Source organism: Pseudoduganella sp. R-32 (genome assembly GCF_049913245.1).
Classification (GTDB): Bacteria; Pseudomonadota; Gammaproteobacteria; order Burkholderiales; family Burkholderiaceae_D; genus Rugamonas.
On the sequence record NZ_CP183987.1, the window covers coordinates 5,975,811 to 5,991,115 of the forward strand.

General features: G+C 60.2%; 14 protein-coding genes and 1 tRNA gene. 3 read left to right on the top strand and 12 right to left on the bottom strand.

Going from position 1 to position 15,305, the window contains the following annotated elements:
* Positions 1-16: 16 nt before the first annotated feature.
* Positions 17-949, top strand: a complete 933-nt coding sequence (locus ACN9MU_RS27310) for an alpha/beta fold hydrolase (RefSeq protein ID WP_426343727.1) — start codon at positions 17-19, stop codon at positions 947-949.
* Between the two features lie 56 nt (positions 950-1,005).
* On the opposite strand, the gene ACN9MU_RS27315 is transcribed toward ACN9MU_RS27310, so the two are convergent.
* The 9 genes from ACN9MU_RS27315 to ybiB form a co-directional block, all read right to left on the bottom strand.
* A complete protein-coding gene (locus ACN9MU_RS27315) occupies positions 1,006-2,493 on the bottom strand; it encodes a hypothetical protein (protein ID WP_426343728.1) in 1,488 nt (495 codons plus the stop codon).
* Between the two features lie 8 nt (positions 2,494-2,501).
* Positions 2,502-3,755, bottom strand: a complete 1,254-nt coding sequence (locus tag ACN9MU_RS27320) for a hypothetical protein (protein WP_426343729.1) — start codon at positions 3,753-3,755, stop codon at positions 2,502-2,504.
* A 218-nt stretch (positions 3,756-3,973) separates the two neighbouring features.
* Positions 3,974-4,052: transfer RNA gene (locus ACN9MU_RS27325), tRNA-Ile, on the bottom strand.
* Between the two features lie 44 nt (positions 4,053-4,096).
* Positions 4,097-6,343, bottom strand: a complete 2,247-nt coding sequence (rpoD, locus tag ACN9MU_RS27330; protein ID WP_426164628.1) for an RNA polymerase sigma factor RpoD — start codon at positions 6,341-6,343, stop codon at positions 4,097-4,099.
* A gap of 169 nt (positions 6,344-6,512) precedes the next feature.
* Positions 6,513-8,309, bottom strand: coding sequence for a DNA primase (gene dnaG / locus ACN9MU_RS27335; protein ID WP_426164630.1), 1,797 nt, complete (start codon positions 8,307-8,309; stop codon positions 6,513-6,515).
* Positions 8,310-8,521: 212 nt separating this feature from the next.
* A complete protein-coding gene (locus tag ACN9MU_RS27340) occupies positions 8,522-8,971 on the bottom strand; it encodes a GatB/YqeY domain-containing protein (RefSeq protein ID WP_426343730.1) in 450 nt (149 codons plus the stop codon).
* 125 nt (positions 8,972-9,096) lie between these two features.
* Positions 9,097-9,309 (bottom strand): 30S ribosomal protein S21, encoded by a 213-nt coding sequence (rpsU, locus tag ACN9MU_RS27345; RefSeq protein WP_005665410.1) that lies wholly within the window; start codon positions 9,307-9,309, stop codon positions 9,097-9,099.
* 197 nt (positions 9,310-9,506) lie between these two features.
* Positions 9,507-10,715, bottom strand: coding sequence for an NAD(P)/FAD-dependent oxidoreductase (locus ACN9MU_RS27350; RefSeq protein WP_426343731.1), 1,209 nt, complete (start codon positions 10,713-10,715; stop codon positions 9,507-9,509).
* 36 nt (positions 10,716-10,751) lie between these two features.
* Positions 10,752-11,711 (bottom strand): DNA-binding protein YbiB, encoded by a 960-nt coding sequence (gene ybiB, locus ACN9MU_RS27355; RefSeq protein WP_426319191.1) that lies wholly within the window; start codon positions 11,709-11,711, stop codon positions 10,752-10,754.
* Positions 11,712-11,784: 73 nt separating this feature from the next.
* Between ybiB and ACN9MU_RS27360 the strand changes: the two genes are divergently transcribed.
* Entirely contained in the window at positions 11,785-12,843 is a 1,059-nt protein-coding gene (locus tag ACN9MU_RS27360; protein ID WP_426343732.1) for a 3-deoxy-7-phosphoheptulonate synthase, read from the top strand.
* 68 nt (positions 12,844-12,911) lie between these two features.
* On the opposite strand, the gene ACN9MU_RS27365 is transcribed toward ACN9MU_RS27360, so the two are convergent.
* Both ACN9MU_RS27365 and ACN9MU_RS27370 read right to left on the bottom strand, forming a co-directional pair.
* A complete protein-coding gene (locus tag ACN9MU_RS27365; RefSeq protein WP_426343733.1) occupies positions 12,912-13,367 on the bottom strand; it encodes an OsmC family protein in 456 nt (151 codons plus the stop codon).
* Positions 13,364-14,014, bottom strand: a complete 651-nt coding sequence (locus tag ACN9MU_RS27370; RefSeq protein WP_426343734.1) for a GntR family transcriptional regulator — start codon at positions 14,012-14,014, stop codon at positions 13,364-13,366. Before ACN9MU_RS27370 ends, ACN9MU_RS27365 begins: the two co-directional genes overlap by 4 nt.
* Before the next feature lie 88 nt (positions 14,015-14,102).
* Here ACN9MU_RS27370 and tsaD point away from each other — a divergent pair, with 88 nt between their 5' ends.
* A complete protein-coding gene (gene tsaD / locus ACN9MU_RS27375; RefSeq protein ID WP_426164646.1) occupies positions 14,103-15,137 on the top strand; it encodes a tRNA (adenosine(37)-N6)-threonylcarbamoyltransferase complex transferase subunit TsaD in 1,035 nt (344 codons plus the stop codon).
* Here tsaD and ACN9MU_RS27380 read toward each other — a convergent pair whose 3' ends face one another.
* Positions 15,138-15,305, bottom strand: coding sequence for a hypothetical protein (locus ACN9MU_RS27380; protein ID WP_426164648.1), 168 nt, complete (start codon positions 15,303-15,305; stop codon positions 15,138-15,140).

The following is a 15,305-nucleotide window of genomic DNA, read 5'->3' on the forward strand; positions in this document are numbered from 1 at the left end:
ACCAAGGATCACCAATATGTCCGCGCTCAAGAAATCAATCGCCGCCGCAGCAGCCGCAACCGCGAGCACCCTGGCATTGACCGGTGCCGCCGCACAGGAAATCGGCTACGTAAAGATCAGCCCCGATATCACCTTACGCCGCATGGTCGTCAAGAATCCCGCCGCCAAGGGCACTGTCCTGTTCCTGCACGGCTTCCCGGAAACGATGTTGACCTGGCGCGAGCTCGCGCAGGATCTTGGCCGCGACTATGAGGTCCACGCCTTCGACTGGCCGGGCTACGGTCATTCTTCCCGCCCCTCCGCCGACAAGTTCGGCTATGCGCCGCGCGACTATGCCCAGGTCGTAAAGTCCTATATCGACAAGGCAGGTATCGACAAATCGAAGCTCGTCATCTACGCCACCGACGTCGGCGCCCTGCCTCCGTTGCTGCTCGCGCTGGAGCAACCGGAAATCGCGAAGAAAATCATCGTCGGCGACTTTGCACCGTTCGACCGGCCGGAATACATGTCCGACCGCTTGCGCAGCCTGAAAGCGCCGCAAACCGCCGAAGCAACCCGCAACGCGATCAACCAGAACCGCGACGACATCGTCGAAAACGCCTTCCGTCGCGGCCTGGAAGCCAATGAGCAATTCAACCTGGCCGAGGACTTCAAGCAAGACATGCTGGCCGGCTGGACGCAAGGCAGCATGAGCACCGGCGACGCCTTCTACCATTACTACTTGCACTTCACCCGCGACCAGCAATATTTCGAAGCCAAGCTGGAACGCCTGAAGACGCCGGTCCAGGTGGTATGGGGCGAGAAAGACATCTACATCGACAAGAAGATGGGCGAGGAATTCGCCGTCAAATCGGGCAAACCCTTCGCCATCCTGCCTAGACTTGGGCACTACCCCCACCTGCAGGCGCCGCAACAAGCCGGCCGCGAAATCCGCGCAGCGTTTGATTGAGCGTCAAACTTGAGCGTGAAACTTGAGCGTGAATCGGCTGCGTCAACACTTTGCGATTACCGGCGAGCTCCCGCTGCGTTGAAGATCAACGACAACTTGCCGCCGTTCTTGCCACAACTGCGCTTGGCCTGCTCGGGCGTCAATGTGCCGTCGACGGAAATATTTCGCGGCGAACCATCGAGCGGCAGCGTAAGGGAAACGCCATCGCTTTCGTACATGACGATCTGCGGCAGCTCCTTGTCATTCTCGTCTTCTGGATTGAAAACATCCACCTGGACCGCGTGCCCGTTCATGTTGAAGCGGCACTCGCCTGCACGCTGCTCATAAACGTAATCGAAAGCGCGCGCCCCTTTCTTGTCGACGTTGATCCGGCCCAGGCTCAAGGAATGCTCTACGCCCGCCACGGTCTGGGTGAAGCGCGTATCACCACCTATCGATCCCGAATACCAGGCCAGCTTACCGGCGGCATCCTTGGAGATAACGAACCATTGGCCCGAATTGGTATCCGCGAGGACCGGCTCACCTGGCGCCAGCTGCAACGGACTTTCTTTGCCGTTGGCAGGCGAAATGAGCGTCAATTCCGCCGCCTTGCGCTTTTCATCGCAAGGTTTGCGCAACGCCAGCACGTCCGCGCCATAGTCGCTAAGCGAACTCGTTTCGCAGAATTTGCTTGGATAGCTGCTCAGGGAAAGCTGCTTGCCCTCTGCGCTGGTCACGGCCAGCGTGGACTCGGTTTCACTGTACGCCAGCGAATAAATCGCCCCTTGCTGCGAAATGCCGGCCTCCACATGGCGTGGAGCCTTTTTGAACGGACGCATGCTCCAGGCATAACCGCCATTCGCCATCACACGCGAATTTGCATAGTCGCTGGCCAAACCGTCCTTCGCCAGTTTCGCAGGAAAGAACGAACCGGCAACCTGCAGGTTGTCGCCTACGAAGCGCGCTTTGGCACCACTCACGAAGGCCCCGGTTTTCCGGACATTCAGCTTCCCCTCGTTCAGGCGCCGGTCCAGCGCGAGCGTAAAGAAAGAGTAGAACTCGGAGGTATCATCCTCGTCCATGATATAGCCAGCAACCTGCACGCCATTTGCGGACACGCCCAAGGCATGACCATAACTATTGCGTCCCTCGATAACGAGCCGCTTCTTGCCAAGCTGCTTGCCTTGCATGTTGAACTGATACAGGTAGACGATGCCCTGGTTCAGCGAGCGCGGGAGCTGCGTATTCACGTTCGCCAGCAGGTAGACAGTGTCGCCAACGATCGCGCATTGCACTGGATACAGCGAGGCGTAATCGTCCGGCACAGGAATATGCGCCTGCGCGACCAAGATATCGCGCTTCAGGTCAAGCAGCAGCAAATCGCCAGTGCTTTGCATCGACTCCGGATCAAAACGGCCGCCTGCCAGGCAAGCGCGCGTATTGTCGGCAGCAAAGCCTACGTGATAGGGCGTGAACTTCTTGGCGCTGAATGGAAGGGATGCGGCCATGGCATTGGTGAATACAAGACCAGCCAGGGCAGCTCCAAGGAATCTGATGATATGCATGATAAGTCTTATTGGTTTGCTGGATAGCGCGCGATAGTGCGAATCAGGGTTCCCTGTTCAAACGCTTCGACGCGCACGGTTACGGTTGGCGTTACAAATCGGTTGGCGTCGACGCTCTCGCGTGAATTCTCCCTGGCGTCAGCAATTTCCAGTCGGCGGGCCTTGAGCCGCTTGCGAAGTTCGCCCGCGACCTGTTCTGGCGGCGCATCGAGAATCAAATGGTAGGCGGAACCATTACCGGTGATTCCGTACCAGAGCCTGTTCACGTTTGCACCAAATGCCCGTACCGGCTGCAAAGGCAGATAGACGTATGCCTTGGCGCATTGGCAGATTTCATGCTCCTCAATACGCCAGGACCTGCGCCATCCGCCAAGGCAGGCAACGCTAGCGCTGCCGAAGCAGTTCAGGTAACCCTTGCTGGCGTCGAGAAACAACTCTTCGAGAGCATCCGTGGCGCTGAGAACATGTTCCGAGGTAGCGATCCTTGTCAGGTCCCATTTGCCGGCAGTTGTCTTATGCCATTTGAACCGGGCATCGAACCACGGAAGGATCTGTACGATTCGGCTGCTCGTCCGTAGGCCTTGGGGAAAAGCAGGGATGGCCGGCACAGGAATCGGTTCGCCAAAATTGCCCTCAGCGTCAACCACCAGCACCACCGAAGGCTCCGCTAACGAGTCCACATAGGCAAAAGCCTTGCGATCTGGAGCAATACCAGCCGGCTCCTTGATCGAAGGCCAGTCAGGCCCTTTGGGCAGAAGCGTCTTCTCAATCGGAAAGGCCTTGAGAAGGGCTCCCCCGTACTGCGAGTCTTCGTTCTCGAAAAAGCGCAAGCCAGGACCGATGGGTTCGCCGATTTCCTTGATGTAAGTACCCATATCGATATGTTCGACGACAGCCTTCTTATTGCGTTCGTAAACGAGGAAAAGTGGGCTTTGGTCATCCGAAATATTGGCATATTGATGCACTATGACTGCCGGCTGCCCAAGGCCTTGCCACAAGCGGGCCGGATCGCCCTTTTCGATGACAACTTTGCGCTTGTACAGCACGCGATCGTAACGCTCCTGATTCGAGAATATTCGCAGCCAATCCGTAGGCTCCCGATTGATATGCAAGATCGTCAAAGGCAGTTCCTGGCTGACGGACTCCACTGTTTCATCGTTTTCAAGCCACTCGGCATAGGGTCCTTCGGGCGTGCGGCCGCAGGCAGAAAGCAGGAGGCAAAACGTTAGCAGGATGAGTTTGGACGGCAGGGATAAGTGCATGAAAGAAAGATTACCATAATAGCAATCATCTTCTGTGCACGATAGGCGACACAACAGTGCGCGATTGCCAAATCAACCAGCTTGGCCGCTGGCCGCCCATGTCTGGCAATGACAACTTCACGCATCTCGCCTTGTTCGTCTGGCTAAGGCGATAATTCCAATAGGAAAAAGCCCCGGCGATTTCTCGTCAGGGCTTGTTTTCCAAGCATAAAGCGAATTGGTAGGCCCTCGCGGAGTCGAACCGCGCACCAAAGGATTATGAGTCCTCTGCTCTAACCAAGCATGAGCTAAGGGCCCTGGGAACCCGGCAGGATAGGGCCGGTGGCCCTATCCGTCAAGTCTTAGTTACCTTCCAGGAAGCTCTTCAGCTTATCGGAGCGCGATGGGTGGCGCAGCTTGCGCAGTGCCTTGGCTTCGATCTGGCGGATACGCTCGCGGGTCACGTCGAACTGTTTGCCGACCTCTTCCAGCGTGTGGTCGGTGGACATTTCGATACCGAAACGCATGCGCAACACCTTGGCTTCGCGCGGGGTCAGCGAATCCAGCACGTCCTTCACGACACCGCGCATCGAGGCATGCAGCGCTGCGTCGGAAGGCGCCAGCGTGTTGTTGTCCTCGATGAAGTCACCCAGATGGGAATCGTCGTCGTCACCGATCGGCGTTTCCATTGAGATCGGCTCTTTCGCGATCTTCATGATCTTGCGGATCTTATCCTCCGGCATTTCCATCTTGATGGCCAGGGTCGCCGGATCGGGCTCGGCGCCGGTTTCCTGCAGGATCTGGCGCGAGATCCGGTTCATCTTGTTGATCGTTTCGATCATGTGCACCGGAATACGGATGGTACGCGCCTGGTCGGCGATGGAACGCGTGATCGCCTGGCGGATCCACCACGTAGCGTACGTGGAGAACTTGTAGCCGCGGCGGTATTCGAACTTGTCGACCGCCTTCATCAGGCCGATATTGCCCTCCTGGATCAGGTCCAGGAATTGCAGTCCGCGGTTGGTGTACTTCTTCGCGATCGAGATCACCAGGCGCAGGTTGGCCTCGGTCATTTCACGCTTGGCCTTGCGCGCCTTCATTTCACCGGCCGCCATCTGGCGGTTGATGTTGCGCAGGTCCGGCAGCGGCAGGACGACGCGCGCTTGCAGGTCGATCAGGCGCTGCTGCAGTTCCTTGATGGTCGGGATGTTGCGGCCCAGGATCGCGCTGTAAGCGTGGCCTGCAGCGACTTCGCCATCCACCCATTCCAGGTTGGTTTCATTGCCCGGGAAGACCTTGATGAAGTGGGCGCGCGGCATGCCGCACTTGTTCACTGCCACGTCGAGGATCTGCTTCTCGATATGGCGCACTTCATCGACCTGGCCGCGCAGGGTGTCGCACAGCTTCTCCACCACTTTGGCAGTGAAGCGGATGCCCAGCAGCTCGGCGGAAATCGATTCCTGCGCCTTCAGGTAGGCTTTCGAATTGTAGCCATCCTTCTCGAAGGCCTTGCGCATGCGCTCGAACTGGTTGGCGATATTGTCGAATTTCTCGAGGGAGGCCTGCTTCATGGCTTCCAGCTGCTCGGCGGTGTAGCCGGCTGCCGCGCCGCCTGGGCTGGCTGCTTCTTCCTCTTCTTCTTCGTCCTCTTCTTCCTCGTCCTCTTCCTCGTCTTCCTCATCGGAAGCTGCAGGAGCAGCGGCGGCGGCTTCGCCTTCCTCATCCACCAGGCCATCGACGATTTCGTCGATCTTGATCTCATCGATGCGGATGCGTTCGGACGTGGCGAGGATTTCGGCGATCGTCACCGGGCAGGCGGAAATCGCCTGGATCATGTCGCGCAGGCCGTCTTCGATACGCTTGGCGATTTCGATCTCGCCTTCGCGGGTCAGCAGCTCGACCGAACCCATTTCGCGCATGTACATGCGGACCGGGTCGGTGGTGCGACCAAAGTCGGAGTCGACGGTGGACAGCGCGGCTTCCGCTGCAGCCTCGGCTTCGTCGTCGCTGGTGACAGTGGCGACATTATCGGACAGCAGCAGGGTCTCGGCATCAGGCGCGTGTTCGTACACGGCGATGCCCATGTCGTTGAAGGTGCCGATAATGCCTTCGATCGCTTCCGGATCGACGATATTTTCCGGCAAGTGGTCGTTGATTTCAGCGTACGTGAGGAAGCCGCGCTCCTTGCCGAACTTGATCAGCGTCTTGAGCTTCTGGCGGCGGCGTTCGAGTTCCTCTTCCGTTGCCTCGGTGTCGGACGAGAACGCGTCCTTCAGCAATGCCTTTTCCTTGGCCTTGCGGTCCTTGGCTTTCGCCTTGTCCGCAGCCTTCATCTCGGCACGCTCAACAGCGTTCAGTGCTGCAACCTCGTCGTTTTCCGGCGTGAATTCCTTCGGCTTGCGGCCACGGCGTCCCGGCACCTTGACGGTTGGCAGCACATATCCGGAAGTATCGATGGCAGCCAGGGCGGCTGCGTCCGTTGTCTGACTAACCACCGGCGGTGCCTTGGTGACGCGAGTAGCCGGCTTATCAGCCGACTTCGTCGCAGGCTTGGCGGTCACTTTGCGAGGCTTTTCAGCCGCTTTGGTTTCAGGTTTCTTTGCTGGCACAGGCGCTTTCGGGAATAGTTAAGTCCACTACAAACCGCAACAACTACTACTGTAACTTACTGAAAACAAACGAAAAAACAGACCCGCTAAATATTGCAATATTTAGCATTTTATTATAGCACGCCACTTTACAATTACCAGACGGGAAGGTTTGCGTGCGTGCAGGCAATTACCTCGGACTTAAATCAGCTTCAGCTTCCTTCCGCAATTGATCTTGCTTGGCGGTAATTTCGCGGTAGCGTACACCAATCTCCTCAGAAGACAAACCTGCCGAAAATAGCTGGTCCAGCTCCTGTTTTAATGCATCCATCTTCAGGTGGCGCACTGTGGCCAGCAGCCACAAGCGCTCGCCTTCGATATCCGGCTCCGGCGCAGCGGCAATCTCGCCGATGAGCGCATCATAATCGCTGCCCGTTTCTTTCACCAACTGGCAGAACGCAGCGAAACTGCCCTGCTCTCCCAGCGATTGGGCCTGCACCATCAGCCAGACCAGTCGCTCGGCGGCTTCCTGGCCGAAGTGGCTGAAAGCCAGCAGCGCCTCGTCGTCCAGTTCCAGCGCCAGCGTCGGGTGCGTCAGCACCACGCGGATCAGCTTCAGTTCCAGCCCAACGGGCTGTTCGCGGCGGCTACGCGGCGGTGCAACCTTGCTGGCAGCCACCGGCTTGGCCAGCTCAAACAGCTGCTCAATCTCGCCCGGCGTGCTCTGCGTCATGGTCGCCAGGCCGCGCACGATCTGCAGGCGCAGCGAGGTCGGCGGCATGGCCTGCAACAGAGGCTTGGCGTCGAACTGGACGCGCGCCCGGCCTTCAGGCGATGTTAAATCATGCTCGCCCGCCGCCTCGCGCAGCAGGAACTGGGACAGCGGCATGGCTTCGTGTACCTGCTGTTCGAACGCTTGGGCGCCATATTCGCGGATATAGCTGTCCGGGTCGTGCTCAGCCGGAAGGAACAGGAACTTGATCGTCTTGTCATCCGACACGTGCGGCAGACAGGCTTCCAGCGCACGCCGTGCAGCGCGGCGGCCGGCCTTGTCGCCATCGAAACTGAAGATCACGTTGTCGGTTTGACGCAACAACTTCTGGACGTGGGTCGTGGTGCAGGCGGTTCCCAGCGTCGCAACCGCCTGGGGAAAGCCCATCTGGGCCAGCGCCACCACATCCATATAGCCTTCCGTCACCAGTACATAACCCGCATCGCGGATCGCCTGGCGCGCTTCGAACAAGCCATACAGCTCCGAGCCCTTTGAAAATAAAGGCGTTTCGGGAGAATTCAAGTACTTGGGTTCGCCCTGGTCCATGATGCGGCCGCCGAAAGCGATCACCTGGCCCTTGGTATTGCGAATAGGGAACATTACCCGCTCGCGGAAACGGTCATAGCGCTTGGTGCGCTTGCCGTCCTCATCCACGTTCTGGATGATCAGGCCGGCTTCCACCAGGACCGGGTTTTCGTAATCCGGGAAAACGGCTTTCAGACTGTCCCATCCGCTAGGCGAATAGCCGAGCGCAAAGCGGGCCGCGATTTCGCCGGTCAGGCCACGGCCTTTCAGATAGCCGATCGCCTGCGGCGCCAGGCGCAGCTGCGCCCGGTAGAATTCGTTAGCCTTGGACATGGCATCGGACAAGGCCATGGATTGCTGTTGCTGGGCAGCACGCTGGGCGGGCGGGATCTTGTCGTCCTGCTCCGGCACTACCATGCCGACGTTCTGGGCCAGATCCTTGACGGCATCGACGAAACCCATGCCCGAGTATTCGATCAGGAAGCCAATGGCCGTGCCATGGGCGCCGCAGCCAAAGCAATGGTAGAACTGCTTGGTCGGGCTGACGGTAAAGCTCGGGGATTTTTCGCTATGGAACGGGCACAAGCCCTGGTAATTGGCGCCGCCCTTTTTCAACTGAACGTAGCGCCCCACCACATCGACGATATCGACGCGGTTCAGCAGGTCGGCAATAAATGACTGTGGAATCACGAGGCTGAACGGTATTTGTTATAAATCAGACTATACCGCCGCGCGCGATGGGCATTTGATCCAAATCAACACACGCGGCCCACGATATGGCTCAGCCCGTGTCACACCATGGGGTCACACCCCGAGAGTGACACGGCCTCAACCGAGTCATGGCCGAGGCCGTGTCACACTTGGGGTGTGACCCCAGGGTGTGACACGAACTCGGCTGTAGATTATGCGGGGGTCAGGGCCTTTTTGACCAGTGCGGACACTACGGTCATGTCGGCGCGGCCGGCCAGCTTTAGCTTGACGATGGCCATGACTTTGCCCATGTCCTGGGGTCCGGCGGCGCCGGACTCGGCTACGGCTGCTTTCACTTCGGCGGCAATTTCTTCATCGGACAGGCCGGCAGGCATGTACGCCACCAGCACGGCCAGCTCGGCCTTTTCGATGTCGGCCAGGTCGGCGCGGCCGCCGGCTTCGAACTGGGTGATGGAATCCTTGCGCTGCTTGATCATCTTTTCAACGATGGCCACAGTCTGGGCGTCGTTGACTTCAATCTGCTCATCCACTTCCTTGCGCTTGATCTCGGCCAGGATCAGGCGGATGGTCGCCAGCTTGCCGGCTTCCTTGGCGCGCATGGCGGATTTCATGTCATCAGTAATCTGGGCTTTCAGGCTCATAGCTACCTCAAAAGTGTGCGTGGAAAAAGGAAAACCCGCTGCGGCTTAGACCGGAGCGGGTTGAAACTCTGGCGTGGGCATCCGTGGCGATCAGTGCGCCTGCAAGAATGCCGACGAGAGCTGAATTAGTACAGCTTCTTAGGCAGTTGCTGGCTGCGGATGCGCTTGTAGTGGCGCTTCACGGCAGCTGCCAGCTTGCGCTTGCGCTCTGCGGTTGGCTTTTCGTAGAACTCGCGTGCGCGCAGTTCGGTCAGCAGACCGGTCTTTTCGATGGTGCGCTTGAAGCGACGCATTGCGACTTCGAACGGCTCGTTTTCTTTAAGGCGGATAGTAGTCATGTAAAAATTCAAACCGTTAGGGTTCAGGAAAGACAGCGATATTAGCAGGTTTTGCTCAAAAATGGAAGAGACAATAGACGCCAAACCGGCCACTCAGGCGGTTCCGAAGGGGATATCGACGTCTTTCGCGGGCAATATTTCAGCCCAGCTAACATCATGAATCCGGCGGAAAATGCGTTGCCGGAAGTGGAATAATATCAGATCGCGAGGCCAGCAGCCACTCCGGATGCCCAGGCCCATTGGAAGTTGTAGCCGCCCAACCAACCGGTCACGTCGACTGTTTCACCAATGAAGTACAGGCCGGGCACGTTCTTGCATTCCATCGATTGCTGCGACAGTTCGCGGGTGTCCACGCCGCCGCGCGTGACCTCGGCCTTGCGGTAGCCTTCCGAGCCATTGGGGGTGATGGTCCACTGGTTGACCGCGCGGCCCAGCTTGCGCAGCGTGTCGTCCTTCATGTCGGCAATGCGCGCTTCGGGGTCCAGGCCTTGCACTTGCAGCAAACCCTCCGCCAGGCGCGCCGGCAGCCATTGAGACAGCAAGTTGCCAAGCTGCTTCTTCAGCGTACCCTTTCCTTCGATCAGGGTCTGGGCCAGGTCCATTTCCGGTAACAGGTTGATCGTGATCGGGGTGCCAGGCTGCCAGAACGAGGAAATCTGCAGGATGGCCGGACCGCTCAGGCCGCGGTGGGTGAACAGCAGGTCTTCGCGGAAGCGGGCGCCGGTCGGGTTGCGGCCTTTCAGCGAGCCGGTTTCCACGTCCACTTCCAGCGAGACGCCGGCCAGCGGCACAAACGGCGCCCATTCCTCGGCGTCGAAAGTCAGCGGCACCAGGGCGGGACGCGGGTCTACCAGCTTGAGCCCAAAATGCTTGGCCACGCGATAGCCGAAGTCGGTCGCACCAATCTTCGGGATCGACAGGCCGCCGGTCGCCACCACGACAGCGCCAGCATGGATCTCGCCTCGGTCAGTCTGCAGCACGAAGCCGGCGCCATTCTGCGCCACGGCCTGCACCTTGCTCGGCATGCGCCAATGCACGCCACTATCGGCGCACTCGCTTCGCAGCATGTCGATGATCTGCTCGGCGGAGTCGTCGCAGAACAGTTGCCCTTTATGCTTTTCGTGGAAGCCGATGCGGTGCTTCTTCACCATCGTCAGGAAATCATGCGGCGTGAAGCGCGACAGCGCGCTCTTGGCGAAGTGCGGATTCTCGGAGAGGAAGTTGGCAGGGCCGGCGTTAATATTGGTGAAGTTGCAACGACCGCCGCCAGAGATGCGGATCTTCTCCGCCAGTTTCTCGGCGTGATCGAGCAGCACAACGCGTTTGCCGCGCTTGCCGGCCGTCGCCGCGCACATCATGCCCGCCGCGCCTGCGCCGATTACCGCTACATCGTACTGATTTGCCATTTCCTGCCGCCCTGCCCTGAGACCAAACCCACCATTTTACAGGAGGGCGGCGCCGGCAGCGAGCGAGCGGGCGACATCTTTGCAGTGACCCACCTGCTGGATAATCGAATCCGGCACGGGGATTTCACCACGCAGCACGGCCTGGATCCAGGCAGCGGTCGACTCTGCGCTTTTATCCTCCGGCAGCTCGGGCAGCTTTTCGACCAGCGTCTGCTTTTCAACCAGCACGGTGCGTTCGCCGCCGTGGAACCAGTCGATCTTCTGCGCCTTGTTGGCGTTGGCGACGGTCTCGCCTTCCGTGCCGCGCATCAGGAAGGCGTGGCCTTTGTTCAGGGTGAAGAATTCGCCCAGCGACTCCAGGTATTCCGGGTGGGTGTAGGACACCAGCCGCAGTGCAGGCCCGGCAAACGGCTGCATGATCTTCACCAGCGTATGGGTCGAGTTGCGCACGCCGAGGATGCGGCGCAGCGACAGCATCCACGCCAAGCGCGGCGCCAATGCGTCGATGGTGATGAAGGCCACGCGCCCATCCTCCAGCGCCGCCTCCGCCGCTGCATGATCGGGCGAAGCATGCACGCCCAGTGCTTCGAATACTTCCGCCGTGGCGACGCGCCCAACGTCGTGCGCCACGCCATGCACCAGCACCGGGACGCCCTCGCGCGCCAGCAGCAGCGCCAGCAACGCGGTCAGGTTCGCCATCTTGCGGGCGCCGTTATAACTCGGGATCACCACAGGCGCGAATTCGCCGGCCGGCGCGCGCAGTTTTTCAAACGAGGCTTCGGACGCTTCCAGGAAGCCTTCCAGCTCCTCCACCGATTCACCCTTGATCCGCATTGACAGCAGGATGCCGCCCAGCTCAAGGTCCGATACGCGGCCATCGAGAATCGCGCCCCACAATTCGCGTGCCTGCTCGCGGTCCATGCTGCGGGCGCCCTTCGCGCCCCGGCCGATCTCCTTGATGTAGGGAGCGGCCTGGAAAGGTTGTTTAGTCGTCATTCAGCCAGTTTACGGCATTTCGGCTACACTGTTAGATCCCCCAAGAAAAAACACGTTGAAAAGCAGACTGATCATGATTGCCCAAAACCTTGAAAACATTAACGTTACCTCGTTCGCATCCATGCCTACCCCAGAGGAGCTGCACGCGAAACTGCCGCTGACCGACAAGGCTTCCGAGACCGTCACCAAGGGCCGCGCCGACCTGCGCGCCATCCTGGAGCGCAAGGACAAGCGCCTGTTCGTCGTGGTGGGCCCTTGCTCCATCCATGACCCGGTCGCGGGCCTGGACTATGCGCGCCGCCTGAAAGCGCTGCAGGAAGAAGTCAAGGACACCATGCTGCTGGTGATGCGCGTGTATTTCGAAAAGCCGCGCACCACCACGGGATGGAAGGGCTATATCAACGATCCGTATATGGACGATTCGTTCCGCGTCGACGTCGGCATGGAAAAGGCGCGCCAGTTCCTGCTGGATGTATGCGAACTCGGCCTGCCGACCGCCACCGAGGCGCTGGACCCGATCTCGCCGCAGTACCTGGGCGACCTGATCGCCTGGACCGCCATCGGCGCCCGCACCACCGAATCGCAGACCCACCGCGAAATGTCGTCGGGCCTGTCGACGCCTGTGGGCTTCAAGAACGGCACGGACGGCGACATCGGCATCGCGATCAACGCGATCCTGTCGGCGGCGAATCCGCACGCCTTCCTGGGCATCAACAGCCAGGGGAATGTGTCTGTCGTGCGCACGCGGGGCAATCCGCATGGCCACGTGGTGCTGCGCGGGGGCGACGGCCGGCCTAACTATGATTCCGTGTCGGTGGCGATTGCGGAACAATCGCTGCAGAAGGCCAAGCTGCCGGCCAATATCGTGATCGACTGCTCGCACGCCAACTCGTACAAGAAGCCGGAACTGCAGCCGCTGGTGATGACCGACGTGGTCAACCAGATCGTGCACGGCAACCAGTCGATTACCGGCGTGATGATCGAGTCGAACATTGTGGCGGGCAACCAGAAGATCCCGGCCGACCTGTCCGAGCTGAAATACGGCTGCTCGGTGACCGATGCCTGCATCGATTGGGATACCACGGTCCGTATGCTGAAGGAAGCGGACCGCGAACTGCGCGCCCGCCCTTGAACCGGTAAACCGGTGTCTGACCCACAGGGTCAGACACCCCACCTGCGGCCGACACTGAATTACCGGTTTTAAAAGCGCCAGCTTCCCTCAACGCGAATCGCGGACTTCACCGAGCGCGCCAGGAAGCACTCTCCATGCGCTTCATGGTGCAGCCGCTCCAGCTCCGCATCCGTCGGCGCCTTCTCGCCCGAGAAGGCGACCATCGGCTTCAGCGTCACCACGCTGATCCAGCCGTCCTCCATCTTCCCTTCCGCCGCATCGACATAGCTGTCGACCACATAGCCGTCACGCGCCGCCAGGCTAAGGAACCACAGCATATGGCAGCTCGATAGCGAAGCTACATACGCCTCCTCCGGATCCACCGCCGAAGGATCGGACAACGGCACCCGGACCACGTGCGGCGACGACGATCCCGGCACCACCATGCCGCCGTCAAAGGTCCACTTATGCAGCCGGCTGTAACGGTTATCGGTGAACTTGGCATCGTGGCGATGCCAGGCAACTTCCGCGGTATGAATGCTCATATCAGGCTCCCAAGGGTAGAAACTGCAAGCTTTTCGGTTTCGCGCAGGTGCTGCGCCAGCATGGCGCAAGCGCCATCCGGGTCACCCGCCCGCACCAGCGCGATCAGTCGCTGGTGCTCATCGTTCCAGCCGGACCGGCGCGCCTCAGGCCCCAGCTGCGCCAGGTAGAAACGCTCGACCGATGCGCGCAGGCTGGCCACCATTTGCTGGCTGCGCAGTCGCCTGCCCGGCGCATAAAGCTCGTCGTGGAACGCGCGGTCAAGCCGCAGCCATTCCAGCGGCGCCGTTTCGCCATCCAGTTCATGCTGGATGGCTTCCAGGCGGCGCAGGCTGCGCTCCGTATGCAAGGGCACTGCACGCCGCAGCACATCCGTCTCCAGCAGCACGCGCAGGTCGAACAGTTCATGCAGCTCGTCTGCGCCAAGCGTGGTGACATAAGCACCGCGGTTCGGCTCGATCTGCACCAGGCCTTCCGCCTGCAGGGAATTGAGCGCTTCGCGCACGGGAATGCGGCTGGTGCCGAATTGTTCGGCCAGTTCGGCCTGGCGCAGCACGGCGCCGGGCGCCAGCTTGCCGCTGCTGATGTCGGCGCGCAGGGCCGCCAGGATGGCCGGGCCGCCTTGAGCACGGGGTGGAGGTGTCTTCATGCGATAAATTGTATACACGTATACCAATCAATGCAAGCGGGCTTTCCATTACAATGGCGGATTGCCCTTTACCCTTTTGTGCATTCCAATGATCGTTCTCGGCGTTGAATCCTCCTGTGACGAAACTGGCCTGGCCCTGTATGACACGCAGCGCGGCCTGCTCTCGCACGCCCTGCACTCGCAGGTGGCGATGCATGAGGAATACGGCGGCGTGGTGCCGGAACTGGCCTCGCGCGACCATATCCGCCGCGCGATTCCGCTGCTGGAACAGGCGCTGGGTAAAGCCGGCCTGCAAGCCGGCGAGATCGATGCCATCGCCTACACCCAGGGTCCCGGCCTGGCAGGCGCCCTGCTGGTCGGTTCGGCGATTGCCTGCTCGCTGGGCATGGCGCTGGATAAGCCTGTGCTGGGCGTGCACCACCTGGAAGGCCACCTGCTGTCGCCGCTGCTGGCCAGCGAGCCGCCGGAGTTCCCTTTCGTGGCGCTGCTGGTATCAGGCGGCCATACGCAGCTGATGCGCGTGGACGGCGTCGGCCAGTACGAACTGCTGGGCGAAACACTGGATGACGCGGCGGGCGAGGCCTTCGATAAATCGGCCAAGTTGCTCGGCCTGGGCTACCCTGGCGGCCCCGCCATTTCGCGCATGGCCGAATTCGGCGACCCGGAAGCCTACAAGCTGCCGCGCCCCATGCTGCACTCGAAGGATTTGATGTTCTCCTTCTCCGGCCTGAAAACAGCCGTGCTGACGGTGGTGAACAACAACGGCGGCGCTGCCAATGTCTGCGAGCAGGACAAGGCGAATATCGCGCGCGGTTTCGTGGATGCGATCGTGGATGTGCTGACAGCCAAATGCCTGTCCGCGCTGAAGCAGACGGGCCTCAAACGCCTGGTGATCGCCGGTGGCGTGGGCGCGAATGCGCAACTGCGCGCGTCGCTGAACGCGGCGGCGAGGAAGAAGCACTTCAAGGTCTACTACCCGGAACTGGAGTTCTGCACCGATAACGGCGCAATGATTGCCTTCGCCGGCGCCATGCGCCTGCAGATCAATCCGCAGGCGGCGCAGCGGGACTATTCCTTCAACGTCCGTCCACGCTGGCCGCTGGACGAACTGCGGGTCATTTGATCAGGCGAGCAGCCAGGCGCTCAGGCCCACCAGGGCCAGCAGGCCTGCTGCAATACCGGTACGCAGGCCGGTGTGATTCATCTGCTGGCGCACCAGTTCGTGGCGGTTCGGCTTGTCTTCCCGCTTTGCTTCTTTGTTAATTTCGTGCTGCTGTACTTCGGTACTCAT